The 26,232-nt window shown below is 72.5% G+C and carries 24 protein-coding genes and 1 pseudogene; 13 read left to right on the top strand and 12 right to left on the bottom strand.

The annotated features are described in order from the left end of the window. Positions 1-157 precede the first annotated feature (157 nt). From ABIC30_RS19780 to ABIC30_RS19790, 3 genes are all read left to right on the top strand, one after another. Positions 158-790, top strand: a complete 633-nt coding sequence (locus ABIC30_RS19780) for a LuxR C-terminal-related transcriptional regulator (RefSeq protein WP_354455984.1) — start codon at positions 158-160, stop codon at positions 788-790. Positions 791-869: 79 nt separating this feature from the next. Then, the gene (locus ABIC30_RS19785) at positions 870-1,715 is read left to right on the top strand and encodes a hypothetical protein (protein WP_354455985.1); all 846 of its coding nucleotides are present in this window, start codon (positions 870-872) and stop codon (positions 1,713-1,715) included. Between the two features lie 431 nt (positions 1,716-2,146). After that, on the top strand, positions 2,147-3,793 hold the full coding sequence (locus ABIC30_RS19790) for a hybrid sensor histidine kinase/response regulator (RefSeq protein WP_091926788.1): 1,647 nt from the start codon (positions 2,147-2,149) through the stop codon (positions 3,791-3,793). Between the two features lie 15 nt (positions 3,794-3,808). Here ABIC30_RS19790 and ABIC30_RS19795 read toward each other — a convergent pair whose 3' ends face one another. From ABIC30_RS19795 to urtA, 7 genes are all read right to left on the bottom strand, one after another. After that, positions 3,809-4,105, bottom strand: a complete 297-nt coding sequence (locus ABIC30_RS19795; protein WP_354455986.1) for a hypothetical protein — start codon at positions 4,103-4,105, stop codon at positions 3,809-3,811. A 100-nt stretch (positions 4,106-4,205) separates the two neighbouring features. After that, entirely contained in the window at positions 4,206-4,412 is a 207-nt protein-coding gene (locus ABIC30_RS19800) for a hypothetical protein (protein ID WP_020095148.1), read from the bottom strand. A gap of 300 nt (positions 4,413-4,712) precedes the next feature. Then, positions 4,713-5,408, bottom strand: coding sequence for an urea ABC transporter ATP-binding subunit UrtE (urtE, locus tag ABIC30_RS19805; protein ID WP_020095147.1), 696 nt, complete (start codon positions 5,406-5,408; stop codon positions 4,713-4,715). Between the two features lie 2 nt (positions 5,409-5,410). After that, positions 5,411-6,214, bottom strand: coding sequence for an urea ABC transporter ATP-binding protein UrtD (gene urtD / locus ABIC30_RS19810; protein ID WP_020095146.1), 804 nt, complete (start codon positions 6,212-6,214; stop codon positions 5,411-5,413). Beyond that, on the bottom strand, positions 6,211-7,365 hold the full coding sequence (urtC, locus tag ABIC30_RS19815) for an urea ABC transporter permease subunit UrtC (RefSeq protein WP_354455987.1): 1,155 nt from the start codon (positions 7,363-7,365) through the stop codon (positions 6,211-6,213). The genes urtD and urtC overlap by 4 nt, the downstream gene beginning before the upstream one ends. 5 nt (positions 7,366-7,370) lie before the next feature. Then, a complete protein-coding gene (gene urtB / locus ABIC30_RS19820) occupies positions 7,371-8,942 on the bottom strand; it encodes an urea ABC transporter permease subunit UrtB (protein ID WP_354455988.1) in 1,572 nt (523 codons plus the stop codon). Positions 8,943-9,033: 91 nt separating this feature from the next. Further along, positions 9,034-10,329 carry an urea ABC transporter substrate-binding protein gene (urtA, locus tag ABIC30_RS19825; protein WP_020095143.1) on the bottom strand — a complete coding sequence of 432 codons (1,296 nt, stop codon included), beginning with the start codon at positions 10,327-10,329 and terminating at the stop codon, positions 9,034-9,036. 325 nt (positions 10,330-10,654) lie between these two features. Here urtA and ABIC30_RS19830 point away from each other — a divergent pair, with 325 nt between their 5' ends. Beyond that, on the top strand, positions 10,655-10,873 hold the full coding sequence (locus tag ABIC30_RS19830) for a DUF6894 family protein (RefSeq protein WP_020095142.1): 219 nt from the start codon (positions 10,655-10,657) through the stop codon (positions 10,871-10,873). A 235-nt stretch (positions 10,874-11,108) separates the two neighbouring features. Next, positions 11,109-11,888, top strand: a complete 780-nt coding sequence (locus tag ABIC30_RS19835) for a Crp/Fnr family transcriptional regulator (RefSeq protein WP_354455989.1) — start codon at positions 11,109-11,111, stop codon at positions 11,886-11,888. Between the two features lie 3 nt (positions 11,889-11,891). Here the strand turns inward: ABIC30_RS19835 and ABIC30_RS19840 are convergent. After that, a pseudogene (locus ABIC30_RS19840) lies at positions 11,892-12,610 on the bottom strand (HWE histidine kinase domain-containing protein). Positions 12,611-12,666: 56 nt separating this feature from the next. Beyond that, entirely contained in the window at positions 12,667-13,398 is a 732-nt protein-coding gene (locus ABIC30_RS19845; protein ID WP_354455990.1) for a Crp/Fnr family transcriptional regulator, read from the bottom strand. A gap of 424 nt (positions 13,399-13,822) precedes the next feature. Here ABIC30_RS19845 and ABIC30_RS19850 point away from each other — a divergent pair, with 424 nt between their 5' ends. From ABIC30_RS19850 to ABIC30_RS19870, 5 genes are read left to right on the top strand one after another with little or no spacing between them, the layout of a single operon-like run. Beyond that, the gene (locus ABIC30_RS19850; RefSeq protein WP_354455991.1) at positions 13,823-14,797 is read left to right on the top strand and encodes an ABC transporter ATP-binding protein; all 975 of its coding nucleotides are present in this window, start codon (positions 13,823-13,825) and stop codon (positions 14,795-14,797) included. Next, on the top strand, positions 14,794-15,687 hold the full coding sequence (locus ABIC30_RS19855; protein ID WP_354455992.1) for a branched-chain amino acid ABC transporter permease: 894 nt from the start codon (positions 14,794-14,796) through the stop codon (positions 15,685-15,687). Before ABIC30_RS19850 ends, ABIC30_RS19855 begins: the two co-directional genes overlap by 4 nt. A 9-nt stretch (positions 15,688-15,696) precedes the next feature. Continuing rightward, positions 15,697-16,728, top strand: coding sequence for a branched-chain amino acid ABC transporter permease (locus ABIC30_RS19860; RefSeq protein ID WP_354455993.1), 1,032 nt, complete (start codon positions 15,697-15,699; stop codon positions 16,726-16,728). Positions 16,729-16,761: 33 nt separating this feature from the next. After that, the gene (locus tag ABIC30_RS19865) at positions 16,762-18,129 is read left to right on the top strand and encodes an ABC transporter substrate-binding protein (RefSeq protein WP_354455994.1); all 1,368 of its coding nucleotides are present in this window, start codon (positions 16,762-16,764) and stop codon (positions 18,127-18,129) included. A gap of 7 nt (positions 18,130-18,136) precedes the next feature. Further along, positions 18,137-18,937, top strand: coding sequence for an ABC transporter ATP-binding protein (locus tag ABIC30_RS19870; protein WP_354455995.1), 801 nt, complete (start codon positions 18,137-18,139; stop codon positions 18,935-18,937). A gap of 27 nt (positions 18,938-18,964) precedes the next feature. Here the strand turns inward: ABIC30_RS19870 and ABIC30_RS19875 are convergent, their stop codons facing one another. From ABIC30_RS19875 to ABIC30_RS19885, 3 genes are all read right to left on the bottom strand, one after another. Continuing rightward, positions 18,965-19,186, bottom strand: a complete 222-nt coding sequence (locus ABIC30_RS19875) for a hypothetical protein (RefSeq protein ID WP_091681463.1) — start codon at positions 19,184-19,186, stop codon at positions 18,965-18,967. A gap of 98 nt (positions 19,187-19,284) precedes the next feature. Beyond that, positions 19,285-20,535, bottom strand: a complete 1,251-nt coding sequence (locus tag ABIC30_RS19880; RefSeq protein ID WP_354455996.1) for a hypothetical protein — start codon at positions 20,533-20,535, stop codon at positions 19,285-19,287. Positions 20,536-20,590: 55 nt separating this feature from the next. Next, positions 20,591-20,869 (bottom strand): hypothetical protein, encoded by a 279-nt coding sequence (locus ABIC30_RS19885; protein WP_020095131.1) that lies wholly within the window; start codon positions 20,867-20,869, stop codon positions 20,591-20,593. A 640-nt stretch (positions 20,870-21,509) separates the two neighbouring features. Here ABIC30_RS19885 and cysE point away from each other — a divergent pair. The 3 genes from cysE (at position 21,510) to ABIC30_RS19900 (ending at position 26,190) form a co-directional block, all read left to right on the top strand. Then, positions 21,510-22,382, top strand: coding sequence for a serine O-acetyltransferase (gene cysE, locus ABIC30_RS19890; protein ID WP_020095129.1), 873 nt, complete (start codon positions 21,510-21,512; stop codon positions 22,380-22,382). 429 nt (positions 22,383-22,811) lie between these two features. Continuing rightward, positions 22,812-24,209, top strand: coding sequence for a family 2B encapsulin nanocompartment shell protein (locus tag ABIC30_RS19895; protein ID WP_354455997.1), 1,398 nt, complete (start codon positions 22,812-22,814; stop codon positions 24,207-24,209). After that, entirely contained in the window at positions 24,196-26,190 is a 1,995-nt protein-coding gene (locus tag ABIC30_RS19900; RefSeq protein ID WP_354455998.1) for a family 2A encapsulin nanocompartment cargo protein cysteine desulfurase, read from the top strand. The genes ABIC30_RS19895 and ABIC30_RS19900 overlap by 14 nt, the downstream gene beginning before the upstream one ends. The last annotated feature ends 42 nt before the right edge of the window (positions 26,191-26,232 follow it).

Below are 26,232 nucleotides of genomic sequence, written 5' to 3' on the forward strand. Positions count from 1 at the left end.
TCACCATGACCGGCCGACTTCTAGGCAGGCGGAAAAAACCGGTCTACTAGTGTATATGACCTATCGTCGCAGCCTTGACACGCCGGGGATTTTCCTCGGCATGGCTCCGCGCCGCGACGTCATGGGGATAGATTCCGATGCTGCGACCGGGAGTGGCATGAACGGCTCCGCGCGAGAGACCCTGATCGTTGCCGACGACCACCCGCTGTTCCGCGAGGGCATGCGGCACATCGCGGAGCGGCTCTACCCGCAGGCCCTGGTCCGGGAGGCCGCCACCATGGAGCAGGTCCTGGAGATGGCCCGCGCCGGGGCGCCCCCGCGGGCGTTCCTCCTCGACCTCCTGTTCCCCGGCCTCGATCCCCGCCACTCCATCGGCGCGCTGCGCGTCGAGTTCGAGCGGGCCTCGATCATCGTCGTGTCGATGATCGAGGACGAGGGCCTGATCCGGACCGTCATGGCCGAGGGTGCCGACGGCTTCATCGGCAAGGCGCTGCCCGCCGCGGAGATCGCCCAGGCGATCGCGGCGATCCGCGACGGCGAGTTCGTGATCCGGCGCAGCCCGGTCTCGGGTCTCGCCGCGCCGCGCGGCCCGCTCCCGCCGCTGACGCAGCGCCAGCGCGACGTGCTGCGCCTCGTCGCCCTGGGACGCACCAACAAGGAGATCGCCCGGGAACTGGAGATCTCCCCCTTCACCGTCCGCATCCACGTCTCGGCGCTCCTGCGCGCCCTCGACGTGACCTCCCGGTCCGCCGCGGCCGCGAAGGCCGCCACGGCCGGCGTCGGGGATTGAGGAGGCGGACCGTGCGGCGGGGCCGATCGTACACCTGTCCGAATGGCCCGGTGCCGGGCTCCGTGGCAGAGCCCGGCGCATGAGACGGGCGGGACGGGGAGACGGGCGCGCGGCCCGCGGGCGTTTTCTGACGGGCCCGGCCCTGGCGGTGCTGTCGGTGCTGGCTGCCGGACTGGCTGCCGGGCTCGCTGCCACGCCCGCCGCGGCCGATCCCGACCTCGCCATGCTGCCGCGCGCCACGGTGCTGGCGGCGATCTGCGGGCGGCCCGCCGACAAGGAGGCCGAGACCTGCCGGATGAAGGACGGCCGCACGGCGGAATTCTGGACCGCCGCGATGTTCTCCACCGAGACCGGGAGCCGGTTCACCGGCTTCGTCACGATGCCGGCCCCGGGCGCGGACGCCGCGGCGCCCGACCGGCTGAGCGTCGCGGCCGCCACCTACGTCCTCAAGGATATGCGCTGGCGCCTCGAAGACGTGCAGGTCCTGTCCGGCCGGATCGGGACCGGGAACCGCAACGGCGGCGCCCCGGAGGTGGACGAGCGGCTCGGCGCCGTGTTCAGGCCGCTGAGCCGGGGCCGCCTCCTGATGGGCCTGCGCCTCACGGTCTACGGGACGGCCGGATCGCAGGGCTTCTCGTACCTCCTCCTCCAGTTCCGCGACGCGCCGGCGCACTGGACGCTCGCGGGCGAGGTCGCGGCGGGCGCCGACGAGACGGCCGGCTGCGCGGAGGATCCCTGCCGGCTGGGATCGAGCACGGGACGGCTGGAGATCCTGCCGGAGGATCCGCGCGACCCTGCCGCGTGGCCCCCGGTCCGAGTCGCCCTGAGCGGCACCGTGCTGGGCGCGGACGGGGCGCTGCGTCCGGCCACGGACCGGGATGCCCGGGTCTATCGATTCGATCCGGGTGCCGGCACCTACCGCTGACGGCGCCCGCGACCGTGCGTGCGGCCGGTCGACGAGATCAGACCTGCAGTGAAGTAAAAAATAATCTGCCGCATATTTTCCGCAGGAACGTCTCGCTGCAGCACGGGGACCATTGTAGCGGAGACTGAATAAGCGGTTCTAGCACCGAAGACTCGTCCGCGCCGCCACATCGCGGGCTCCCGTCGCGTCTGGTGGCGTCGATCACCTTCAGGTAGACTTGTCAGATCTGTCCGCGATCGGCGACGGCGGCGCGCCGTTGCCCGGATCCCGGGCGGCGACGCGGCAGGGCGACTGCACGATGAAGCGACAGCGGGAGACCGGGGCCGGCACGGCGCGATTCAGGGCGGACGCCGCGGGGTCCGCTCCGGCGGAGCGGGTGCCCGGCCTCGGTCTCGGTCTCGGCGTCGCTGCCGGGCGGGCCTGAGCCGACGATGTTCGGGTCGCGGCGCCGGCGGGACGAGGCGTACGACAACGAGAAGGCGCAGGCGCTGATCCGGGCCGTCGTCATCGGCCTCGCCTGCCTGTATCTCCTGCCCCAGATCTACGGCGGGATCGCCCCGCCGGAGGCCCGGTTCGTCGCCTATCTGGTGACGTGCCACTGGGTCTTCGCCGTGGCGCTGTACGGCTGGATCAGCCGCAATCCCGGCAGCAACACGCCGCGCCGCGTCGTCACCTTCCTCCTCGACCTCGGCGGGATGACCTACACGATGGCGGTGGGCGGCGCGCCGTTCCTGCCGCTCTACGCGATCGTCATCCGGCTGATCGTCGGCAACGGCCTGCGCTACGGCGTCACCGCCCTGAAGGCGTCCACGGCGGCGGCCCTGGTCTCGATCGCGGTCACCACGTACTTCAACGCGTACTGGCGCGCGAACCCGTTCCTCGTCCTGACGCTGACGGCCATCACCGTCCTCGTGCCGACCTACATCTACAGCCTGCTGGAGCGCCTGCGCGGCGCCTACGAGCGCGAGCAGGAGGCGAGCCTGTCCAAGTCGCGCTTCCTGGCGCAGGCGAGCCACGATCTGCGCCAGCCGATCCACGCCATCAGCCTGTTCACCGCCTGCCTGCGCGGCGCCCGGCTGGGGCCGGAGGAGCTGCAGATGGTCGAGAACATCGACCGGTCGCTGCAGAGCGTCTCGCGCCTGTTCAAGTCGCTCCTGGACATCTCGACCCTCGACAGCGGCCGGGTGGAGCCCCGGCCCGAGCCCGTCGCGATCAACGACATCCTCGAGGATGTCCGGCGCCAGAACTCCGAGGCCGCCCAGATCGCCGGGACGGCCCTGCGCAGCCGCGCCTGCGCGGTCGTGGTGCGCACCGACCGGGCCCTGCTCACGACCATGGTCCAGAACATCGTCAACAACGCGATCAAGTACGCGCCCGGCCGGCCGATCCTGATCGCCTGCCGCCGGCGGGGCGACCGGCTCGCCATCCAGGTCTACGATCGCGGCCCCGGAATACCGGTCGCGCATCAGGAGCGGGTCTTCGACGAGTTCTACCAAGTCCGCCGCCGCGGCGACCGGGACGTCGAGGGGGTGGGCCTCGGCCTGCCGATCGTCCGGCGGCTCGGCGCGCTCCTGGACCTGACGGTGACGCTGCGCTCGGTGCCGGGGCGCGGGACCTGCGTGACGATCGGTGACCTGCCCCTCGCCCGGGCCCCGCAGCCCGCGGCCCTCCCCGCCCGGCTCGACCCGCCGGCGACGATCGGCGGCCTGCGCGTGCTGCTGGTGGAGGACGACGCTGCCGTGCTGCGGGCGACCGCCAGCCTGCTGGAGAAATGGGGCTGCCGCGTCCGGCCCGAGACCGGGATCCCCGACGCCGTGCCGGAGATCGACCTCCTCATCACCGATTTCGAGCTCGGGAACGGCGTCACGGGGACGGACTGCATCGCGGCGGTCCGGAGGCTCGCCGGCCGCCCGCTGCCGGCGGTGGTGATGAGCGGCCACGACGAGGCGCGCGTGCGCGAGGATCTGGGGGCACCGGACATCCCGATCCTCTCGAAACCGGTCCGGCCGGCCGAGCTGCGCTCCGTGCTCACCGCCGCGAGCCTCCGGCTGCGCCCCCGGCCGGCGCCGGCCGCGTGAGGCGCGGTCGGCGCCCTACCGGGCCGGTTCGCCCGGGGCGCTGCCCGGCTCCCTGCCCGGCTCCTCGCCGGGACGCGCGGTCCCCGTCCGGCCGCCCTGCTGGTCGAGCATCGCCCGGAGCAGCGCGTCCCGCGCGAGGCCGTGCTCGGTCGCGATGCGGTCCACGATCCGGAGCGCCTGCGCGGCGGGGGAGCGGTCCGTCACCGGCAATTGCGCGAAGGCTTGGCTGAGTCGCGTTCCCGCGACGTATCCGATGACGATCCCGACGAGGACGCCGCAGGCGCCGGCCAGGATCAGGACGCCGAACTTCATGACCCACCCGCCGGCTGCCGCGAGACTGCCGGCCTTCTGACCATCCCGCGCGGGTGATCTCAAGAGGCGGGCGGCCGGCTCGGCGGCCCCGGTCGCCGCGTCAGCCCTGCTCCGCGCGGTCCGCGCCGTCGCGGGCCTCGGCCTCCCGCCGGGCCGCGCGGGCCTGGGCGATCAGGTCGACGGCCGTCAGCGGGGCGTTCGCCCCCACGCCGCCGGCCAGCAGCAGGCCCGGCGGCACCGTCCGGACCTGGGCACGGCCGCCGCGGACGCCGCGGCGGCCGGCCCTTCGATCGGTCGCGTTCGTCATGACAGCGCGCCGCCCGTCAGCGCGGGCCGGCCTGCGGCCGCGGCCGCGGAACGGCGATGGTGACCAGCTCGCCGGTGATCGGATCCAGGATCGTCATGGGCCCCCCGTGGTTGTGCCCCATGGCGGACCTGAATTGTGTTTTAACATTGGCCAACCGGGGCCGTGTGCACAGATTTGGCGGTCGATGTCGGCCCCGGCCGCGCTCCGATTGTTGATTATCCGTCCCGATATCCGGATCGAAGTGCGGTATTCCCGGGCCCGGCGCCGGCGGGACGTGCGGCGGGACGTGCGGCGGGCCCGCTAGACGGACATCCAGCGGAGCACGTCGGCCTCGACCATCCCGGCCCGGGGGCCGGCCAGCACCACCTGCCCGCGATCCATCACCGCGTAGGAGTCGCAGAGGTCCCGGGCCCACTCGAAATACTGCTCGACCAGCACGATCCCCATCTCGCCCTTGCCGCGCAGGTAGGTGATCGCCCGGCCGATATCCTTGATGATCGAGGGCTGGATCCCCTCGGTGGGCTCGTCGAGCACGAGGAGCTTCGGCCGCGTCACCAGCGCCCGGCCGATGGCGAGCTGCTGCTGCTGGCCGCCCGAGAGGTCGCCGCCGCGCCGGTGCAGCATGTCCTTGAGCACCGGGAACAGGTCGTAGATCTCCCCCGGGATATGGCGGTCGCGGCGCCTGAGCGGCGCGAAGCCGGTCTCCAGGTTCTCCTTGACGGTGAGCAGCGGGAAGATCTCGCGGCCCTGGGGCACGAAGGCGATCCCGGCGCGCGCCCGGTCGTAGGGCGCGAGGCCCTGGATCGGGCGGCCGTCGAGACGGATCGCGCCGGAGCGCACCGGCTGCTGGCCGACGATCGCCCGCAGCAGCGAGGTCTTGCCGACGCCGTTGCGGCCCAGGACCGTGGTGACCCGCCCGGCCTCGGCCGTCAGCGAGACGCCGCGGAGCGCCTGCGCGGCGCCGTAATAGAGGTCGATGCCGTCGACGGAGAGCATGGTCATCGTCCCAGATACACCTCGACGACCCGCGGGTCGGCCGAGACGGCGTCGATCGAGCCCTCGGCCAGCACCGCGCCCTCGTGCAGGCAGGTGACCCGGCAGCCGAGGTCCCGGACGAAGTGCATGTCGTGCTCGACCACCAGCACGGCGTGCTCGCCGGCGATGCGGCGCAGCAGGCGGGCGGTCTCGGCGGTCTCGGCGTCGGTCATGCCGGCCACCGGCTCGTCGACCAGCAGGAGCTTGGGGTCCTGCGCGAGCAGCATGCCGATCTCCAGCCACTGCTTCTGGCCGTGGCTGAGATCGGCCGCCGGGCGGCCCCGGTGGGCCAGCAGGCCGACGGTCTCCAGCAGCGAATCGATCCGCGCGGCCTCCACCCGGTTGCGCCAGCCGAACAGGGACGCGAAGGCGGCGCGCGGACCTTTGAGGGCGAGCAGGATGTTGTCGGCGACCGTGTGGCTCTCGAACACGGTGGGCTTCTGGAACTTGCGGCCGATGCCGAGGTCGGCGATCGCCGGCTCGTCGCTCCTGAGCAGGTCGTGGGTGCCGTCGAACAGCGCGATGCCGCTGTCCGGCCGCGTCTTGCCGGTGATGCAGTCCATCATGGTGGTCTTGCCGGCGCCGTTCGGGCCGATGATCGCCCGCAACTCGCCGCGGGCCAGCGTCAGCGACAGGCCGCGCAGGGCCTTGTAGCCGTCGAAGGTCACCCGCAGGTCGTCGAGGTAGAGGAGCGCGTCCGTCTCGCGCTTCCGGTTGGCGGGGCCGCGGGCAGCGGCATCCGGCGGTTCGAGGAGGTCGGTGCTCACGAGCCCTGCCCTTCTTCGGCGAGTTTCGGGGCGATGGCGGGCTCCGGCGGCAGCCTGGCGGCGGCGCGCCGGGAGCCGAACCGCTCGATCGCGGTGCCGACGAGGCCGCGCGGCAGGAACAGCGTCACGAACACGAACAGGCCGCCGAGCGCGAACAGCCACGCGTCCGGCATCGCGCCGGTGAGCACGGTCTTGGCGTAGTTGACCAGCACGGCGCCGAGCGCCGCGCCGACCAGCGTGCCGCGACCGCCCACCGCCACCCAGATGACCGTCTCGATGGAGTTGGTGGGCGCGAACTCCCCCGGATTGATGATGCCGACCTGCGGCACGTAGAGGGCGCCGGCGACGCCCGCCATCATGGCCGAGACCGTGAAGGCCAGCGTCTTGAAGTGCTCCGGCCGGTAGCCGAGGAAGCGCGTGCGGCTCTCGGCGTCGCGCACGGCGATCAGGATCTTGCCGTAGGCCGAGACCGTCATGACCCGGGCGATCAGGTAGCCCAAAGCCAGCGCGATTCCGGTGGCCACGAAGATGCCGACGCGGAAATTCTGTGCCTGAACCGAGAGTCCCAGGAGATCCTTGAAGTCGGTCAGCCCGTTGTTGCCGCCGAGCCCCATGTCGTTGCGGAAGAAGGCGAGCATCAGCGCGTAGGTCAGCGCCTGGGTGATGATCGACAGGTAGACGCCGGTCACCCGCGACCGGAAGGCGAGCCAGCCGAACACGAAGGCCAGCAGGCCCGGCACCAGCAGCACCATCAGGGCCGCGAAGGCGAAGTGGTCGAAGCCGTACCAGTACCAGGGCAGCGCCTTGTAGTTCAGGAACACCATGAAGTCGGGCAGGACCGGGTTGCCGTAGACGCCCCGGGCGCCGATCTGGCGCATCAGGTACATGCCCATCGCGTAGCCGCCGAGGGCGAAGAACGCCCCGTGGCCGAGCGAGAGGATGCCGCAATAGCCCCAGACGAGGTCGAGGCTGACCGCGAGCAGCGCGTAGGCGAGGTATTTTCCGAAGAGCGAGACGAGGTAGGTCGGCAGGTGCAGGCCGGAGCCCTCCGGCACCGCGAGATTCAGCACCGGCACGGCGAGGCAGAAGGCGGCCAGGACGGCGAGGAAGATCCAGCCCTTCAGGTCGATGAGGGGGGTGCGAGGCGGCATGGGGCTCACGATTCCACCGCCCGGCCCTTGAGCGCGAACAGGCCGCGCGGGCGCTTCTGGATGAACAGGATGATGAAGATCAGGAGGCCGATCTTGGCGAGCACCGCGCCGATATACGGCTCGGCGAGCTTGTTCACGACGCCGAGCGTCAGCGCCGCCACCAGCGTCCCCCAGAGGTTGCCGACGCCGCCGAACACCACCACGAGGAACGAGTCGATGATGTAGCCCTGGCCGAGATTGGGCGACACGTTGTCGATCTGCGAGAGGGCGACGCCCGCGATCCCCGCGATGCCGGAGCCGAGCCCGAAGGTCAGGGCGTCGACGTAGGGGGTGCGGATGCCCATCGCGGCGGCCATGCGGCGGTTCTGGGTGACCGCCCGGGTCTTCAGGCCGAAGGACGTCTTCCGCAGCACGAACAGGAGGCCCAGGAACACGGCGAACGCGAACACGATGATCCACATCCGGCCCCAGGTGATCGACAGGCCGTAGAAGTCGAAGGCGCCGCTCATGAAGGCGGGGGCGCCGACCTCGCGGTTGGTCGGGCCGAAGATCGAGCGCACGCCCTGCTGCAGCGCGAGGCTGACCCCGAAGGTGGCGAGCAGCGTCTCCAGCGGGCGCCCGTACAGGAAGCGGATGATGAACCGCTCGATCAGCACCCCGACGAGGCCGGCGACCAGGAACGCGCAGGGGATGCTGATCGCCAGCGACCAGCCGAACAGGACGGGCGCCTTGGTGCGGATCAGCTCCTGCACGAGGTAGGTCGTGTAGGCGCCGAGCATCACCATCTCGCCGTGGGCCATGTTGATCACGCCCATCACCCCGAAGGTGATGGCGAGCCCGATGGCGGCGAGCAGCAGGACCGAGCCGAGCGAGATGCCGTACCAGACGTTCTGGAGGGCGCCGAGGATCGCGAGCCGCGTTTCGATCGCCGCGATGCCGCGGGCGGCGGCTCCCCGCACCGCCTCGCTCGGATCTGACGCGAGACCGCGCAGGATGCCCATCGCGTCGCCATCGCCCCGGGTCTGGATGGCGGGAACAGCGGCAAGCCGGTCGGGTTCCGCGGTACCGGGCTTGGCGAGCAGCACGGCGGCGCGGGCCTCGGTGAGCGCCTGCCGGACGCCCGGACTGGTCTCGCGGGCGAGCGCCGCGTCGAGGGCCGGCAGCGCGGCCGCGTCCCGCGCCTTGAACACCGCGTCGGCGGCGGCCCGGCGCCGGGCCGGGTCGGGGCTCGCGAGGTCGAGCTGCCCGCGGGCGGCCTCGATCGCCCGGCGGACGCGGTTGTTGGCCCGCACCGGCTTGAGGTCGGGGCTGTCGGCGGCCGGGGCGCCGGTCCTCGCGTCCACGACGGCGCCGCCCTGCCGGATGAGCAGGGTCTTGTCCGGGCCCACCAGCAGGCGGCCGTCCGACAGGGCCGAGAGGATCGCGTCGGCGCGCGGGTCGCCAGAGGCGGCGAGGCCGGAGACGCCGGCCTCGATCTCGGCGTAGCCGTCGCCGGCGAGCTGCGCGTAGGGATCGGGCGCCTGCGCGAGCGCCGGGGCGCAGAGCAGCAGGACGAGGAGAGTCAGGAGACGGAGCATCGGGGCCGTTCTGCGAGCCGGGAGCGGTGCGCCCCACACGGGTGAGGCGCGTGTCCCCTCTCCCCGCTCGCGGGGAGAGGAGGTGCAGGGCTTACGCGCCGCCGCAGGACTTGGTCTTGGTGTTGTAGTTGCCGCACTTGAGCTTGACCCAGTCGGCCTCGAGGTCCTTCGAGCCCTCGAGCTGCTTCGACCACGCCTCGCCGGGGATCAGGCCCTCGGTCTTCCAGACCACGTCGAACTGGCCGTTCGACTCGATCTCGCCGATGAAGACCGGCTTGGTGATGTGGTGGTTCGGCAGCATCTTCGCGGTGCCGCCGGTGAGGTTCTTCTGCTCGATGCCCGGCAGCGCGTCGATCACCTTGTCGGGGTCGGTGGTGCCGGCCTTCTCGACCGCCTTCACCCACATGTTGAAGCCGATATAGTGGGCCTCCATCGGGTCGTTGGTGACGGCCTTGGGGTTCTTCTTGAACGCCTGCCACTTCTTGATGAAGGCCTCGTTCTCCGGCGTCTTGATCGACTCGAAGTAGTTCCAGGCCGCGAGGTGGCCGACCAGCGGCTTGGCGTCGATGCCGGCGAGCTCCTCCTCGCCCACCGAGAAGGCGACGACCGGGATGTCGGTGGCCTTGATGCCCTGGTTGCCGAGCTCCTTGTAGAACGGCACGTTGGCGTCGCCGTTGATGGTCGAGACCACGGCGGTCTTCTTGCCGGCCGAGCCGAACGCCTTGATCTTCGACACCTCCGTCTGCCAGTCCGAGAAGCCGAACGGCGTATAGTTGATCATAATGTCCTCGTCCTTGACCCCCTTGGACTTGAGGTAGGCTTCGAGGATCTTGTTGGTGGTGCGCGGGTAGACGTAGTCGGTCCCCTCGAGCACCCAGCGCTTGGCGCCGCCGCCATCCTCCGACATCAGGTAGTCGACCGCCGGGATCGCCTGCTGGTTCGGGGCGGCGCCGGTGTAGAACACGTTCCGCTCGCTCTCCTCGCCCTCGTACTGGACGGGGTAGAACAGGATGTTGTCGAGCTCCTTGAACACCGGCAGCACGGACTTGCGCGACACGCTGGTCCAGCAGCCGAACACGGCCGCGACCTTGTCCTTGCTGATCAGCTCGCGGGCCTTCTCGGCGAAGAGCGGCCAGTTCGAGGCCGGATCGACGACCACCGGCTCCAGCTTCTTGCCCAGCACGCCGCCCTTGGCGTTCTGCTCGGCGATGAGCATCAGCATCGCGTCCTTGAGGGTGGTCTCCGAGATCGCCATCGTGCCCGACAGCGAGTGCAGGATCCCGACCTTGATGGTCTCCTGCGCCCGGGCGGCGCCCGCCCCCAGCGTGCCCATCGCCAGCCCGGCGGCCAGCGCGGCGGCCGAGGCCCAAGTTCCAAATGCCTTCATGGCGGTCCCCTGCGTCGTCTTCCTCGCGACGGGGCGGGCTTCGCAAATCGTGTGCCAATTATTTAGGCATGGCGCGCCGGGAGGCTGCTCGGGGCGCGCCGGCGCCCAGAAGGACGGCGTTTCGCCCGCCGGAGCGGCAGCGCCGTGCCGCGTCCTGCGGCGTCGGGGGGCACGTCGGGGGGCGGGCGGACCAAGCGATGGGCACCGGCGACCGCAATCTCGCCAGCACGTTGAACGGATGCGGATCGATGCCACTTACCTCAGCCCGCGGGGCGGGCGGCGCCCGTCCGCCGGGGCGGGAGGGGGTCCTGGGCTGAAGGCTGTCATGGCAGAGCGCTACTATTTCCGCCTGAGGAGCGACGGCGAGACGATCGAGGACGAGACCGGCGTCCTCGCCGCGTCGGTCGCGCACGCGGAGGCGGAGGCGCTGGTGCTGATCGAGGAGTTCCGGAAGGCCGGCGAGCTGCCGGACGCCGCGGCGGGCTGGCGGATGGAGATCCATGACGCGAACGGCACCGTCCTGCGCACGCTGCCGCTCTCCTGATACGCCGACCCGGCCCCATGCCCCGACGGGCACGACGCGGCGCGACCCCAGCGAGACCCCAGCGCGACTTGTCGCGACCTTCGCGGCCGATGCCGGGAGGCGGCCCCGGTCCGATCGCGCCGAGAGCCGCATCCGGGCGTGGCGATCATTTGATGCGTTCGCGGAGTAAGGATAAGCCGTCGCGCGTTTACGCAGAGGCGGCTCCGCGCGCGGGGCAGGATGTCCGGGAGATCCCTTGAACCCCTTCCTTCGGAAGCTGGCCCTGCGCGCGAACCTGGACGAGGGCGACGTGGCCGCCCTGGCAGCGGCGACCAGCGATGTCGCGCAGGTCGAGGCGGGCCGCGACCTGGTCTCGGAAGGCGTGCGGCCCGACGCCGCCTACGTGATCCTCGACGGGTTCGCCTGCCGCTACAAGCTGGTGCCCGACGGGGGGCGCTCGATCCTCGCCTACCTCGTGCCCGGCGACGGCTGCGACCTGCACGCGTCCCTGCTCAACCGGGCGATCCACTCCGTGGCGACGCTGACGCCCTGCACCGTCGCCTCGGTCCCCTACCGGACGATCAAGGAACTCGCCGCCCTCCGGCCCAACATCTACCGCGCCCTCTGGTGGTCGATCCTGGTCGACGAGGCCGTCCTGCAGGAATGGCTCGTCGGGGTGGGGCGCCGGTCCGCCGACCGGCAGGTCGCCCACATCATCTGCGAGCTCTTCGCGCGCCTGAACGCCGTCGGCCTCGGCCTGGAGCCCGATTACCGCCTGCCGCTGGCGCAGTCCGAACTGGCCGACACGGCGGGGCTCTCGAACGTCCACCTCTCGCGCGTCCTCTCCGATCTGCGCAGGGCCGGCCTGATCGAGAGCGGGCGCAAGAGCGTGCGCGTGCCGAATCTCGAGCGTCTGCAGGAGTTTTCCGGGTTCACGCCCGACTACCTGCTCCTGCCCGGCCCGAACCCGCCCGTGGAGGCGCTCGGCGCGCTGCCGCAGATGACCGGGCAGGTGCGGGCGGCGTCCGGCTCGTGAGGCTCACCGGCCGTCGCCGTCCCAGTCCGTCTCGGGATCCTCGGCCACGCGGCGCCCGATCTGGGCCGTGAGCGGCACGCGGATCGCGCAGCGCAGCCCGTCCGGCTCGTAGCGCAGGTCGACCGCCGCGCCGAGATCGTAGGCCAGCATCTCCGTCAGCACGTCCGTGCCGAAGCCGCGCCGTCCGGAGGCCTGGACACCGCTGCCGCCGGTCTCGGCCCAGTCGAGGCTGAGGACGGGCGGTCCGGCCTCCGCGTCCGTCACCCGCCACGCGGCGCGGATCCGGCCCTGGGGAGCGCCAGGGATCCGTGCTCCACCGCGTTGCTCGCCAGTTCGTGCAGGGCCAGCGCGACGACCTGGGCGGCCTTGGGGCGGAGGCGCACCCGCGGGCCCGCGAGGCTGGCCTGCTCGCCCTCGCGGGCGAGGTGGAACATCAGCTCGTCCGAGATCAGCGTGTGCAGGTCCGCGTCGCCGAACGCGTCGGTGGCGGCCTGCACGCGCATGATCGCCCCGAACCGGCCGTCGAGATGCGCCACGTAGCTCTCGACATCCGCGGCGCTCTCGGCGGAGCGGTGCATGACGGTGCGCATCATCGCCATCGTGTTGCGCATGCCGTGGCGCAGGCCGTCCGGGAGCCCCGCCGCGTCGAGCAGCCGGCGCAGGCGCGCGTTGTCGGCCTCGAGGGCCGCGAGTCGCTCCGCCGGATCGCGAGGGTCTGTCATGCCGGGCCACTCCGGATGTGTTCAACCTGGCTCAATCACCGCGGGGCGGGCAGGGTTCAGCGCGCGGCGGCGTGGCCGGCCTCGGTGAGATGGAGGTACGCGGTGTCGAAATGCGCGAGCCGGGCGAGCGCGGTCGGATCGTGGATCGTCAGGCGCCGGCTGCGCAGGGTGATCAGCCCCATGCCGCGCAGTTCCTGGAGCGTGCGGTTGATGTGCACGCTGGTCTGCCCCATCGCGTCGCCGAGATCGTTCTGCGTCATCGGCATCGCGCAGGTATTCCCGTCGTTCAGGCCGATGGCCGCCAGGCGCGCGTGCACCTCGCAGAACAGGTGGGCGAGGCGCTCGATCCCGGTGCGGCTGCCGAGGCTGACCGTCCACTCGCGCTGGATCGCCGCGGTGGCCAGGGCCTCGCGGTGGAAGGCCATGTCGAGCCGCGGGTTGCGGGCGGTCACGTCCCGCATCGCGGGGCCGGAGATCTGGCCGAGGAGCACGGGCGTGATCGCGCCGATCGCGTGATCCATCTCGTCGAGGAGGAAGATGTGCGGGTCGCACGGGTCGCCCGGGAGCAGGAGCGAGACGATCTGGCGGCGCCCGTTGGCGAACTGCCGGTACCGGCAGGCCCAGCCCTCGAGGATCACGTTGATCGCGCGCGGATCGTCGCCCTCGTGGATGATGTCGGTGCGCGCGGCGACCATGCGGCTCGGGCTCATGGCGTCGGCCAAGCACATCCGGTCGTCTTCGGAGAGCCCGACATAGCAATTTAGCTTGTGCACGAGCGGGTTTGGCATGGCGGCGTCTCCACGACGGCGTGGGGGCGCGAACCTACATTTTGTTTCAAGCCATGAATACTTACGCAGATTAGTTTGTGCTACCGTAAGGTGTCTTTCCGCCCACCGCACCCGGCCGAATCGCCCGGATCCGGGCCCGTCACCGTCGCGAGGCGGCAAGATTTTGGCGGTTCGGGCGGCCTATCGCGAGGACTAGGGCAGTGATCCCTCGCCGGACTATCCCGGAGGGAGAATGTTCGCGCGTCGTGTCGAAATTGAAAAGACTGTGCTTTTGACTTCGTGGACCCGGCGGAGCCCGATTTGACGGGCGGGAATGCCGGAATATCGGCTCGGGACACGTCGTCGTCCTGTTCCTCGCCTTCTCTCAACGGGTTCCGCCGGTTCGCGCCGCAGCGGACGGCCTATCGTGGACGGATTCCTGCCCATGCAGCCTGCGCTGCGCCTCGTCCGCCCGGTCCGGGACGGGCGAGGCCCCCTCCCCCGGCCCGCCGCCCGCCCGGCGGCAGGCCCCGGCGGCGGCCCGCACCGGGACCGGGCGGACGCGGTCCTGTCGGTCGAGGGGCTGTCCCTCGCCTTCGGCGGCACCGTCGCCTTCGCGGAGATCGACCTCGCGGTCGGGGCCGGCGAGATCCACGCCGTGATCGGGCCGAACGGTGCCGGCAAATCCTCGCTGATCAACGCGATCACCGGCCTCTACGCGCCGCGGGCCGGGCGGGTGCGGCTCGGCGCGGAGAGCTTCGCCCGGGTGCCGGCCGGGCGGCTCGCCGCGCTGGGCGTCGCCCGGACCTTCCAGAACCTCGCCCTGTTCGCGGGCCTGAGCGTGCGCGACAACGTCCTCGCGGGGCTCTCGGCCGCGCGGCGCGCCGGGCCCGCGGCCCAGATCCTGGGCCTGCCCTCCGCCCGGCGGGAGGCGCGCGCGCACCGCGCCGCCGCCGAGGCGGTGATCGGACGCCTCGGCCTCGCGGCGGTGGCCGACCGCCCCGCCGGCAGCCTCCCCTACGGGCTCCAGAAGCGGGTCGAGCTCGGCCGGGCCCTGGTGGCCGGGCCGCGGCTCCTGCTCCTCGACGAGCCGATGGCCGGCATGACGGCGACCGAGAAGGCCGAGATGACCGGCTTCATCCGGGCGGCGCGGGATCGGTCCGGGGCCGCGATCGTCCTGATCGAGCACGATATCGGCGTCGTCATGCGCCTCTCCGACCGGGTGACCGTGCTCGATCACGGCCGCCGCATCGCCACCGGCACGCCCGCGGAGGTACGGGCGGACCCGGCGGTCATCGCGGCCTATCTGGGGCTCGCGGACGGGGAGGCGGAGGCCGCCGCTGATCCCGCCGCTGATCCCGCCGCGGATGGAGACGCGGATGGAGACGCGGCCGAAGACGGGGACGCGGCCGCCGCATGAGCCCGGATCTCGCCTTCCTGATCGAGGTCGTCGTCGGCGGCCTCCTGTCGGGCGTCATGTACGCCCTCGTGGCGATCGGCTTCGTGCTGATCTACAAGACCTCGGGCGTGCTCAACTTCGCGCAGGGCGCGATGGTGCTGTTCGCCGCCCTCACCTTCGTGAGCCTGACCGAGCGCGGCCTGCCCGTCCCGGCGGCCCTGGCCGCGACGCTCGCCGCGATGGTGGTGGTCGGTCTTGGCGTGGAGCGCCTGGTGCTGCGGCCGCTCGTCAACCAGCCGCCCATCACCCTGTTCATGGCGACGCTGGGCGTCGCCTACGTGATCGAGGGCGCGGCCCAGCTCGCCTGGGGCACCCAGGTCCACGGCCTCGACCTCGGCATCGACGACACGCCGATCGATCTCGGCGGCGTGCTGGTCAGCCGGTTCGACCTGTTCGCCGCCGCGGTGGCGGGCCTGATGGTGGCGGTCCTCGCCGCCTTCTTCCGCTACACCCGCACCGGCCTCGCCTTCCGGGCGGTGGCGGACGATCCGCTCGCCGCCCTAAACACCGGCCTGCGCCTGCCCTGGATCTGGTCGGCGGTCTGGATCGCCGCCGGGATCGTCGCGCTGGTGGCGGGGCTGCTCTGGGGGGCGCGGCTCGGCGTGCAGTTCTCCCTGTCGCTGGTGGTGCTGAAGGCGCTGCCGGTGCTCGTGCTCGGCGGCTTCGACTCCGTCGCCGGGGCGATCGTGGCCGGGCTGATCGTCGGCGCGGCGGAGAAGCTGTCCGAGGTCTATCTCGGGCCGGTCATCGGCGGCGGCATCGAGGGCTGGATCGCCTACGTGGCGGCCCTGGGCTTCCTGCTGGTCCGGCCGTCGGGCCTGCTCGGCCTGCGCGCCGTCGAGCGGGTCTGAGCCGCCGTGGTGGCCCTCCTCCGCGCCGTGCCGCGCCCGCACCTGCCCGCCGGGACCCTCGGCCTCGGCGCCCTGCTGGTCCTCGCCTACGGGATCCTTCCGCTCACCGGAACGAGCTACCTGTTCGAGGCGCTGCTGACGCCGTTCCTGGCCCTGGCGCTGGCCGGCCTCGGGCTCAACCTGCTCACCGGCTATGCCGGGCTGCTCTCCCTGGGCTCGGCCGCCTTCATGGCGGTCGGGGCCTACGCGGCCTTCAACCTGTCGCTGCGCCTGCCCAGCCTGCCGCTCCCGGCGTCACTCCTGCTCGCCGGCCTCGTGGCGGCGCTCGCCGGGCTGGTGGCGGGGCTGCCGGCCCTGCGCCTGCGGGGCTTCTACCTCGCGGTCTCGACGCTCGCCGTGCAGTTCTTCGTGGCCTGGGCGCTGAACCGGATCGGCTGGATCTCCGACGACAGCCCCTCGGGCATCGTCACCGCCCCCCGGCTGGCGGTGGCCGGCCTGTCCTTCGACGACCCGCGCGGCCGCTACCTGGTCACGCTCACGGTGGTCACGCTGCTGACCTTCGTCGCGTGGAGGCTCGTGACCTCGCCCACGGGCCGGAACCTCGTGGCGATCCGCGACAACGAGACCGCCGCCCGCCTCGTGGGCGTGCGGGTCGCCCGGACCAAGCTCCTGGCCTTCGCGGCCTCGTCCTTCGTGATCGGGATCGCCGGGGCGCTCTGGGCCTTCGCGTATCTGCGCACCGTCGAGCCGGCGGGGTTCAACCTCGACCGCTCCTTCCAGATCCTGTTCATCGTCATCATCGGCGGCCTCGGCACCCTGGGCGGCGCCTTCCTGGGCGCGGGCTTCATCGTGGTGCTGCCCCTGCTCCTGTCGCGCCTCGGCGCGGCGCTGCTCGGCGACGGGTTCGATTCCGGCACCCTGGAGATGGTCCAGCGCGTCGTGCTCGGCGCCCTGATCGTCGCCGTGCTGATCCGCGAGCCCGCCGGCCTCGCCGCCCTCCTCGACCGGGCGAGCCGCCGCCTCGGCCGCCGCGCTGCCTGATCCCCTCCCCGCCCGACCAACCCCAGGACGACCATGCCCCTGACGCCTCGTCTCCGCGCCGCGCTCCTCGCCGGCACCGTCGCGCTCGCCGGCGCGGCCCCCCGGGCCGCTTGGGCCGACGAGCAGTATTTCCCGCTCCAGAGCTACCGGGTCGGCCCCTACGCGGCCGGCGGGACCGGCTTCTTCGGCGGCTTCATCGACTACCTGACCCTGATCAACGCCCGCGACGGCGGCGTGAACGGCGTCAAGCTCACCTGGAGCGAGGGCGAGACCCAGTACGAGGTCGAGCGCGGCGTCGAGGTCTACGAGCGGCTGAAGTCCCGGCCCGGCATCGCCGCCTGGAACCCGCTCTCGGTGGGCATCGCCTACGCGATGATCGACCGCGTCACCGCCGACAAGGTGCCGCTGATCACGATCAACCACGGCCGCACCGATTCCACGGACGGGCGCGTCTTCCCCTACGTGTTCCCGCTGCTGCTCAACCCCTACAGCGAGACGAGCGGCATCATCCAGTATCTCGGCACCCGCGCGGGCGGCCTCGACAAGCTGAAGGGCAAGACCGTCGCGGTGCTCTACCACGGCTCGCCCTACGGCAAGGAGACGATCCCGATCTACGCGCGGCTCGCCGAGCGCTACGGCTTCACCGTCGCGCAGATCGAGGTGCCCCATCCCGGCAACGAGCAGCAGTCGCAGTGGCTCACGATCCGGCGCCTGCGGCCCGACTTCGTGGTGCTGCGCGGCTGGGGCGTGATGAACCCGGTGGCCCTGAAGACCGCCCAGAAGACCGGCTTCCCGGCCGACCGCATCGTCGGCAATGTCTGGTCGAACTCGGAGGAGGACGTGATCCCGGCCGGTGACGCCGCCAAGGGCTACGTCGCCATCACGACCCAGGCCTCGGGCACCGCGTACCCGGTGATCCAGGAGGTCGTCGGCAGGGTCTACGCGGCCGGCAACGGCAACCTCGCCGACCGGAAGCGGATCGGCAGCGTCTACCACAATCTCGGGGTGCTGAACGGCATCCTCAACGTCGAGGCGGTGCGGATCGCGCAAGCGCGGTTCGGCCAGCGAACGCTCACCGGCGACGAGGTGCGCTGGGGCTTCGAGCACCTGCGCCTCGACGAGGCCCGGGTGGCGGCGCTCGGCGCCAAGGGACTGTTCCACTCGATCAACGTCACCTGCGCCAACCACGAGGGCGAGGGCCGCGTCACCTTCCAGCAATGGGACGGGGCGAAGTGGACCGTCGTGTCCGACTGGATCGCCCCCGACTGGGCGAGCCTGCGCCCGATCATCGAGGCGTCCGCGACCGCCTACGCCAAGGAGCGCGGCATCACCCCGCGCGACTGCGCGGCCGAGGAGGCCGCGGACGCGGCCGGCAAGCAGGCCGCCGCGGCGGCCCGGTGAGCGCCCGGTGAGCACCGCGCCCCCCCTCCTGCAGGTCGAGGCCCTGGAGGTCGTCTACGGCGGGGCGGTGCACGCCCTGCACGGCGTCGACCTCGCGGTCCGGGCGGGGGAGATCGTCGCCCTGGTCGGCGCCAACGGCGCCGGCAAGACGACCCTGCTGCGGGCGGTGTCGAACCTGCTGCCGGCCCTGCGCGGCCGGGTCACGGCCGGGCGCCTCGCCTATGACGGGCGCGACGTGACGCGGACCCGGACCGACGTCCTCGTCCGCGCCGGGCTCGTGGGCGTGCTGGAGGGGCGCCACTGCTTCCGGAGCCTGAGCGTCCAGGAGAACCTCCTGGCGGGCGGCCTCGGGCGCGGGACGGGCCGCGGCGGCGTGCGCGCCGATCTGGACCGGGTCTACGGCCTGTTCCCGCGGCTCGCCGCGAAGCGGGGCGTCGCCGCCGGCCTGCTCTCGGGCGGCGAGCAGCAGATGGCGGCGATCGGCCGGGCGCTGATGGGGCGGCCCCGGCTGCTCGTCCTCGACGAGCCGTCCATGGGGCTCGCCCCCCGCGTGGTCGAGGAGATCTACCGGGTGCTCGCCGGCCTGAACCGCGCCGAGGGTCTGACCCTGCTGGTGGCCGAGCAGAACGTCCGCCTCGCCCTGCGCCACGCCCACCACGCCGTGGTGCTGGAGAACGGGCGCAGCGCGCTGGCCGGCACCGCCGCGTCCCTGCGGGCGCGGGACGACGTCCGGTCCCTGTATCTCGGGGGCGCCGACGATGCCGGGGCCGCCGCGCTGCCGGAGACGGGCCGCCGCGCATCGGGCTGACGGTGCCGGCCCGCGTCAGGCCTCGCGTCAGGAGTCCCGGTCGGCCCGGCGCAGGGACCAGAGCAGGGTACCGTGGGCGTCGACCAGCCACAGGGCGTTCACCGCGTCGTCCTCGATCGTCAGCGAGCGGCTGTTGGCGAGGCGCACCGCCTCCTTCGCGTCCGCGGCCGTGAGCACCTCGTCGACGCGCGGCGCGCCGATCTCGCCATCCTCGCCACGGACCGCCCCGCGCAGGCGATAATCCGGCATCCGTCGAACCCCCGTCTCCCCGCGGCCGGCGCCCGTCCGGGGCGTGCCGCGGGTGCGAAGATAGGCGCCGGCGCGGCGTGTCGAGGGTCGGCGGGCCGCTACGGCCCGTCGCGGCTCGCCAGGATCCGCTGCGGCTCCGCGAGGAACAGGGCCCGCAGCGCGGCGGCCGATTCGCGGGCCGGAAGGTCGAGGGCGCGCCGCGTCGCGGCGATCCGGGCGGCGCAGTCGCCCGAGGGGGTCGCCGCTGCGGCCATCGACCGCGCGGTGCCCGGGTCCGCGGCGGGCGCGGCCGCCCCGTCCGGCCGCGCGGCCCGTGTCCGGGCGAGGAGCGGGGCGAGCCCGTGCAACGCGGGCCGCTCGGCCCGCAGCCGCGCGTCGAGCGCCACGAGGTCGCCGGCCGCGAGGAGGCCGCAGGCCGCCGCGTCCCCCGCGCCGGCCCGCTCCAGCGTCGCCAGGATCCGCTGGCCCAGGGCGCGGACGACGGCGTCGCCGGCCGCCCGGAAGCGCCGCTGCAGGTAGCCGGCGGCCATCCGCCTCAACCCCGCGGCGGCCTCCGCCTCCGGCCGGCCGGAGGCGTAGCCGTCCCGGTACCACCGGGCGATCGGGTCGAGCCCCGCCGCCTCGGCTTGGCGCAGGATCGGCAGGTTCCGCAGGATCGCGGCCCGCGCCCCGGCCGCGCTCGGATCCGCGTCCAGGGTGGAATCGGGGAAGCGGTCCGGTCCGACGACCTCGGTGACGATGCCGGCCGCGCGCAGCTCCCCGTCCGTCGGGATCCAGATCCCGGCCGGGGGTACCGCCAGCGCCCGCGTCACGAAGGCCGCCGGCAGGCCGGCGGCCCGGTAGGCCGCCCGCTCCGGCGCGGAATCCACCGGGCGCATCCGGCCCCGCGCCCCGATCTCGTAGGGGGCGTGGAAGCCGAGCCGGCCGCCGGTCGCGAGGTAGCGCGTCCGGCCGCGGACGAAGATCAGCGTGCAGGCCGAGGCGCAGGCGTCGGGGACGTAGGTGGCGAGGCCGCGGGCCGCCACGAGCGCCCCGATCGCCGCCCCCTCCTCCACGAGGCCGCCGTCGCTCGTGAGATGGATCCGGGCGATCCGCGGGTGCGCGGCGAGGATGGCCCGGACCCGCGCGGCGACCCCGGCCGCGAGATCGCCCGCGAGCCTCAGGTCCCGTCCGCCCGGCCCGACCGTGAGCCGGGCCGGGACGTCCGGCACGCCGGCTGCGCCGCGGCCCTTCGGCGGGTGTCCGGCCGCGGCCGGGCCGGCGGCACCGAGCGCCAGGGCGAGCGCCAGGGCGAGCGCGCAGGCGGCCGTCCCCGTCCGGCGCCTCCACCCGCGGGGGAAGACCGACATGGCAGGTTTCCATCGTTCGTGGTCGGAGAGGCCGGCGCGGCCGGCAGCGACGCGCCTACTGGAGGTAGGCGACGAACATCTCGGACACGGCCCGGGACGCGTAGGCTTCCGGGCTCTCGCCCCAGCGGATCGGGAAGGCCTCGGCCACCGGGCGGCCGGCGAGGATCTGCGCGACCTCGTCGGGCATCAGGCCGTCGTCGAGGGCGCTCGCGAGGGCGGCGCGTTCGTGGGAGGGATGGGAGCGGACGCTCCGGGACAGGGCCCGGCCGAGGGCGGCGGCCGGTTCGGGGCTCAGGTCGGGACGGGTGTTCCGGGTCGTGTCATAGGTCAGCATCGGTGGTCGCCTCGCGTGTCTGATGTCGTGCGCTCTCCTCCTCTTGGACGCGGCAACACGGCAGACACGGCGCAGTCATCCGGGCGAACCGTTCCTTGCTGGTGATCACGGCAAACCTCCGTTTGGCTTCGCATCGACTGTATGTCGACACCGTCAATGTAGACGCCGGGCCCGAGAATGTGCTGCCAAATTGGCGAGGACTTGCAGCGCAGGTTGTTCGTCGAAGCCGCGAGCCGGAGCAGAAGCACGGGGTCGGCGGAGATATGCCCGGATCGCGGCCGCGATCGATCGCCGGTGCCGGTCGGCGACGGCCGGCTCCCGGGACTTGCCAAAGCCGGCGCGATGCCTGAATATCATTCTATAGCAATGACTTAGCGAAACAATGCTCCGACAACGCGCTCGTGCGGCCGAAACCTTCTCCGCCGGGCCGGGGCATCCGGAAGAGACTTCTCGCCGGCGCCGCCGGCGGCGGAATCGGGCAGCCACCGCGACCGGTTCGAGGGAGACGACACCATGGCCTCGGGGACGATGATGCGGGGCGACGCCCCGGCCAATGTGGGCGTGACGGTCCAGGGGCACAACGCCCTGGAGCGCGGCCGGCCCGGCCCGTTCCGCCCCCTGCCGTGATCGGCGACGACCGATGCATCACGCTGCCCTGCCCGCCGCGGGCGCCACGATGGCCGTGGTCCAGCCGCCCCTGCGCATCACGAGCCGCAGCACCGCGGAGGCCGAAGTCTGGGCCGCCCTGCGCGCCGAGGCCGAGGCGGCCCTGATCGAGGAGCCCCTCTATGCGGGGATCATCCAGGCGACGATCCTCGACCAGCGCTCGCTGGCACAGGCCCTCGCCTACCGCCTCGCCCACCGGCTCGGGGACGGCGACCTCGCTCGCCTGTCGATGCGCGACCTGTGCCTCTCGGCCTTCGAGGCCGACCCGCAGGCCGGCGCCCACGCGGTGCGCGACCTCGTGGCGATCCGCGAGCGCGACCCGACCTGCCGCCGCTACCTCGACCCGTTCCTGTTCTACAAGGGACTCGCCGCGCTCGAGGCGTACCGGGTCGGCCACTGGCTCTGGCACCGGGGCCGGGCGACCCTGGCGCTGCACGTCCAGAGCCGGATCTCCGAGGTGTTCGGCTGCGACATCCACCCGGCGGCCCGGATCGGTTCGGGGGTGTTCATCGACCACGCCACCGGCGTGGTGATCGGCGAGACCACGGTGATCGCCGACGACGTCTCGATCCTCCAGTCGGTGACGCTCGGGGGCAACGGCAAGGAGAGCGGCGACCGGCATCCCAAGATCGAGCGCGGGGTGCTGCTCAGCGTCGGCGCCAAGGTGCTGGGCAACATCCGCGTCGGGGCGGGCGCCAAGGTCGCGGCCGCCGCGGTGGTGCTGCAGGACGTGCCGCCCCACACGACTGTGGCGGGTGTGCCGGCCCGGGTCGTCTCGCGCCTGCCCGTCGACGAGGAGCCGGCGCTCAGCATGGACCAGTCCTTCGGCTACGGGGACGGCATCTGAGACGCGCGAAAGATTTTTCCTGACAACAAAGTCGTCCGGGCGCCGCCGCCGGGCGCGACTCCGTAGAATTAAGTTCTCTGACATGCCTGTCTGAGGACGGTCGTGTCCTGTTCGTCGTGCATACCACGGGATCCATTTCTACGAATCGATGAAAAATAGGGACATCATTCCGTTGACCCTTGGGCGAATCAGACTTTATCCAGACATCGCCGGAACAACGATGAAGTCGTCCCGGAAAAGTGTTCGACGATGGCTGTCGGACTGCTAGAGAATACATAATTTGATTGACGGTGCGGCCGCTCAAGTAGCGATCGTCGTCGCGTTCTGATCGGAACGACTTGTGTCCGCCCCGCACAGGCTGCGGGGCGCACCGCCGCCGCGCGGATCGGCGCGGCGCGCCTGAAATCCTGGATGGAGTGAGGACGAACGATGAGTGGACCGGGTCTGAGCGTGAGCGCCACGGCGGCACGCAATCTTGCGACGGCGACCGTCACCTCGGTCCAGAACGCGGCCAACACGCCGCGCTGGCTGCTCCGGCTCCTGCCCTTCGTGGACGTGGCGGGCGGGGTCTACCGCGTCAACCGCCGCGCCGTCGTGCTGGCCCGCCCCTGCCGGATCGATCTCGTCGCCGAGGACAAGGGGGACGGCAAGGTGATCCGTCCCGCCTCCCTGCGGGCCGTGCCGCTGTTCAGCCGGCTGGGCGATGCCGAGCTGGCGGCGCTGGCGGCCAAGTTCACCGAGAGCCGGCACAAGGCCGGAACGGTGATCCACGAGGAGGGCTCCGCCGGCCGCAGCCTCACGGTGGTGGCCGACGGCACCGTCGAGCTGACCCTGTCGGGCCCCTACAAGGGTCGCCTGCGCCAGGGGCTCGCCACGAAGGGCGACTATTTCGGCGATGCGGGCCTCGCCGGTGAGCGCGCGCCCGCCCCGGCCGTGAAGGCCCTGTCGGCCGTGACCCTCCTGACCCTCGACGCCGCCGCGGTGGAGAGCGAGGAGATCCGCGCCAAGATCGCGCAGTACCGCGAGGAGCGCGACCGCCTCAAAGGTCACACCAACTCCTACGGCGAGCAGGGGATCGAGCTGCTGGCGGTCCATACCGGCGAGCCGCGCCTGCCGACGACCTTCGTCGACTACGAGGTCGATCCGCGCGAGTACCACCTCTCGACCATCCAGACGATCCTCAACACCCATACCCGCGTCACCGATCTCTACTCCAACGAGATCGACCAGCTCCGCGAGCAGATCCGCCTCACGGTCGACGCCGTGAAGGAGCGCGAGGAGTGGGAGCTTCTGAACAACGCGCAGTTCGGCCTTCTCGGCGAGGTCGGCCCGCGCCAGCGCATCCCCACCCGCGGCGGCCCGCCCACCCCGGACGACCTCGACGAGCTGCTGACCCTGGTCTGGAAGAAGCCCGCCTTCTTCGTGGCCCATCCCCGCGCCATCGCGGCCTTCGGCCGGGAGGCGACCCGCCGCGGCGTGCCGCCGGTCGTCGTCCACCTGTTCGGCGCGCCGTTCATCACGTGGCGCGGCGTGCCGCTGGTGCCGAGCGACAAGCTGCCGATCGACCTCGACCCGGTGACCGGGGCCGAGACCACCTCGATCCTGCTGCTGCGCGTCGGCGAGGGCGAGCAGGGCGTGGTCGGCCTGCAGAAGTCGGGCGTGACCGGCGAGATCGAGCCCGGCCTGTCGGTGCGCTACATGGGCACCAACGACCACTCGATCGCCTCGCACCTCGTGACCCGCTACTTCTCGGCCGCTGTGCTGGTCGAGGACGCGATCGCCCGCCTCGATAACGTGCTGCTGGGCAACTACCATGACTACGCCTGAGGCTGTCGCCCTCGGGCTGCCCGGGGCGAGCCCGGGCGAGCTGGCCCACGCGGATCTGGTCGGACGCCTCGCCCGGGAGATCTACGGGCAGGGTCAGGCCGCGAGCCGGCCCTTCGCGCCGGCGCTCCCCGCCGGCCCCCAGGTCCCGCAGGCCCTCGAGAGCCTGCCCCAGGGCCCGGGCGGCGCGCCGCTGCCGAGTGCGCCCCTGGGCGTCCCTTCCGCCCCAGCGGGCGGCCAGCCCGCCGGCCTGCCGCCCGACGCCTCCGCGCTGGCGGCGCGCTCCTTCGGGGCGCCGCCGGTCTGCCTGCCGGGTCTCTACGGGCCGACCCTGCCGAACCTCGCACCCGCGAGCCCGGCCTTCGCAGACGTGGCTGCGATCCCGCCGGTCCACCCGGCGAGCCCGCGCCCCGTGCTGCCCGATTTCTCCTTCGCCAGCGCCCCGGCGCTGGCGGCCGCCCTGCCCGGCGGTCCGGAGCTGCACCGGCAGATCGCCGCGGACCACCCGCGCGCCAACGCCTTCGCGCACGCCCTCGCCCCGGCTCTCGTGCCGGCCGACCCGTCGAAAGTCGGCCGCGATGCGGCGCAGGAGCGCTTCGCCCGGACCGGCCATCTGTCCCGGGCGCCCGAGGCACCGCCGTCCGACTACTACTTCCTGAACCTCGGCCCCGGGCCGGCCCGCAGGGCGCCGGCGAGCCCCCGGGTGGAGCCGGCCCGCGACCCGGGCCCGGCGCCGCGCTTGGCCGCGCAGGGGTCGAGCCCGGTGGCGGCGCCCTTCGACGTGGAGCATGTCCGCCGGGACTTCCCGGCCCTGCACCAGAGCGTCAACGGCCACCCGCTGGTCTGGCTCGACAACGCCGCCACCACCCACAAGCCGCAGGCTGTGATCGACGCGACCTCGGAGTTCTACGCCCGGCACAACTCGAACATCCACCGGGCCGCCCACACCCTGGCGGCGCGCGCCACCGACCTGTTCGAGGGCGGCCGCGAGGCGGTGCGCCGCTTCCTCAACGCGCCGTCGAAGGACGACATCGTCTTCCTGCGCGGCACCACGGAGGCGATCAACCTCGTCGCCAATTCCTACGGCCGGGCGCATGTCGGCCCGGGCGACGAGATCATCGTCTCGACCATCGAGCACCACGCCAACATCGTGCCCTGGCAGCTGCTGGCCCAGCAGACCGGGGCGACGCTCCGGGTGATCCCGGTCAACGACCGGGGCGAGATCATCTTCGAGCAGTACGCGGCGCTGCTGTCGGGCCGCACCAAGATCGTCTCGGTGACGCAGGTGGCCAACGCGCTCGGCACCGTGAACCCGGTGCGGGAGATCATCCAGCTCGCCCACGCCTACGGGGTGCCGGTGCTGGTCGACGCGGCGCAATCCGCGCCGCACATGCCGCTGGACGTCCAATCCCTCGACGCGGACTTCCTGGTCTTCTCGGGCCACAAGGTGTTCGGGCCGACGGGCATCGGCGCGCTCTACGGCAAGACGCACCTGCTGGAGGCGATGCCGCCCTGGCAAGGCGGCGGCCACATGATCGAGGACGTCACCTTCGCGAAGACCGTCTACAAGGGCGCGCCCGAGAAGTTCGAGGCCGGCACGCCCGACATTGCCGGTGCGGTCGGTCTCGGGGCGGCTCTCGACTACCTCGCGGGTATCTGCATGCCGGCGATCGCCGCCTACGAGCACGACCTCCTGGGCTACGCGCAGGGCGGGCTCGCCGACGTGAAGGGCCTGCGCCTGATCGGCACGGCCCGGGAGAAGGCGAGCGTGATGTCCTTCGTGATCGAGGGGCAGACGAACGCGGCGGTCGCCCACCACCTCGACGCGCACGGCATCGCGGTGCGCTCGGGCCATCACTGCGCCCTGCCGGCCCTGCGCCGGTTCGGGGTCGACCAGTCGGTGCGGGCCTCGCTGGCCTTCTACAACACCCGCGCGGAGGTCGACGCCTTCCTGCGGGCGCTGCACACCCTGCCGCGACCGTGACCGGCGCGTCGCCGGCCGGCGGGCGCGGGGGCGTCGTGTCCG

Source organism: Methylobacterium sp. 1030 (genome assembly GCF_040544715.1).
Taxonomy (GTDB): Bacteria; Pseudomonadota; Alphaproteobacteria; order Rhizobiales; family Beijerinckiaceae; genus Methylobacterium.

Coding starts and splice junctions, on each gene's coding strand:
- ABIC30_RS19850 (WP_354455991.1), top strand. CDS start 13,823: ATGCAGCCTGCGCTGCGCCTCGTCCGCCCGGTCCGGGACGGGCGAGGC.
- urtB (WP_354455988.1), bottom strand. CDS start 8,942: ATGCTCCGTCTCCTGACTCTCCTCGTCCTGCTGCTCTGCGCCCCGGCG.
- ABIC30_RS19895 (WP_354455997.1), top strand. CDS start 22,812: ATGAGTGGACCGGGTCTGAGCGTGAGCGCCACGGCGGCACGCAATCTT.
- urtC (WP_354455987.1), bottom strand. CDS start 7,365: ATGCCGCCTCGCACCCCCCTCATCGACCTGAAGGGCTGGATCTTCCTC.
- ABIC30_RS19830 (WP_020095142.1), top strand. CDS start 10,655: ATGGCAGAGCGCTACTATTTCCGCCTGAGGAGCGACGGCGAGACGATC.
- urtA (WP_020095143.1), bottom strand. CDS start 10,329: ATGAAGGCATTTGGAACTTGGGCCTCGGCCGCCGCGCTGGCCGCCGGG.
- cysE (WP_020095129.1), top strand. CDS start 21,510: ATGCATCACGCTGCCCTGCCCGCCGCGGGCGCCACGATGGCCGTGGTC.
- ABIC30_RS19845 (WP_354455990.1), bottom strand. CDS start 13,398: ATGCCAAACCCGCTCGTGCACAAGCTAAATTGCTATGTCGGGCTCTCC.
- ABIC30_RS19865 (WP_354455994.1), top strand. CDS start 16,762: ATGCCCCTGACGCCTCGTCTCCGCGCCGCGCTCCTCGCCGGCACCGTC.
- ABIC30_RS19780 (WP_354455984.1), top strand. CDS start 158: ATGAACGGCTCCGCGCGAGAGACCCTGATCGTTGCCGACGACCACCCG.
- urtE (WP_020095147.1), bottom strand. CDS start 5,408: ATGCTCTCCGTCGACGGCATCGACCTCTATTACGGCGCCGCGCAGGCG.
- ABIC30_RS19875 (WP_091681463.1), bottom strand. CDS start 19,186: ATGCCGGATTATCGCCTGCGCGGGGCGGTCCGTGGCGAGGATGGCGAG.
- ABIC30_RS19900 (WP_354455998.1), top strand. CDS start 24,196: ATGACTACGCCTGAGGCTGTCGCCCTCGGGCTGCCCGGGGCGAGCCCG.
- ABIC30_RS19880 (WP_354455996.1), bottom strand. CDS start 20,535: ATGTCGGTCTTCCCCCGCGGGTGGAGGCGCCGGACGGGGACGGCCGCC.
- ABIC30_RS19790 (WP_091926788.1), top strand. CDS start 2,147: ATGTTCGGGTCGCGGCGCCGGCGGGACGAGGCGTACGACAACGAGAAG.
- ABIC30_RS19855 (WP_354455992.1), top strand. CDS start 14,794: ATGAGCCCGGATCTCGCCTTCCTGATCGAGGTCGTCGTCGGCGGCCTC.
- ABIC30_RS19795 (WP_354455986.1), bottom strand. CDS start 4,105: ATGAAGTTCGGCGTCCTGATCCTGGCCGGCGCCTGCGGCGTCCTCGTC.
- ABIC30_RS19800 (WP_020095148.1), bottom strand. CDS start 4,412: ATGACGAACGCGACCGATCGAAGGGCCGGCCGCCGCGGCGTCCGCGGC.
- ABIC30_RS19885 (WP_020095131.1), bottom strand. CDS start 20,869: ATGCTGACCTATGACACGACCCGGAACACCCGTCCCGACCTGAGCCCC.
- ABIC30_RS19785 (WP_354455985.1), top strand. CDS start 870: ATGAGACGGGCGGGACGGGGAGACGGGCGCGCGGCCCGCGGGCGTTTT.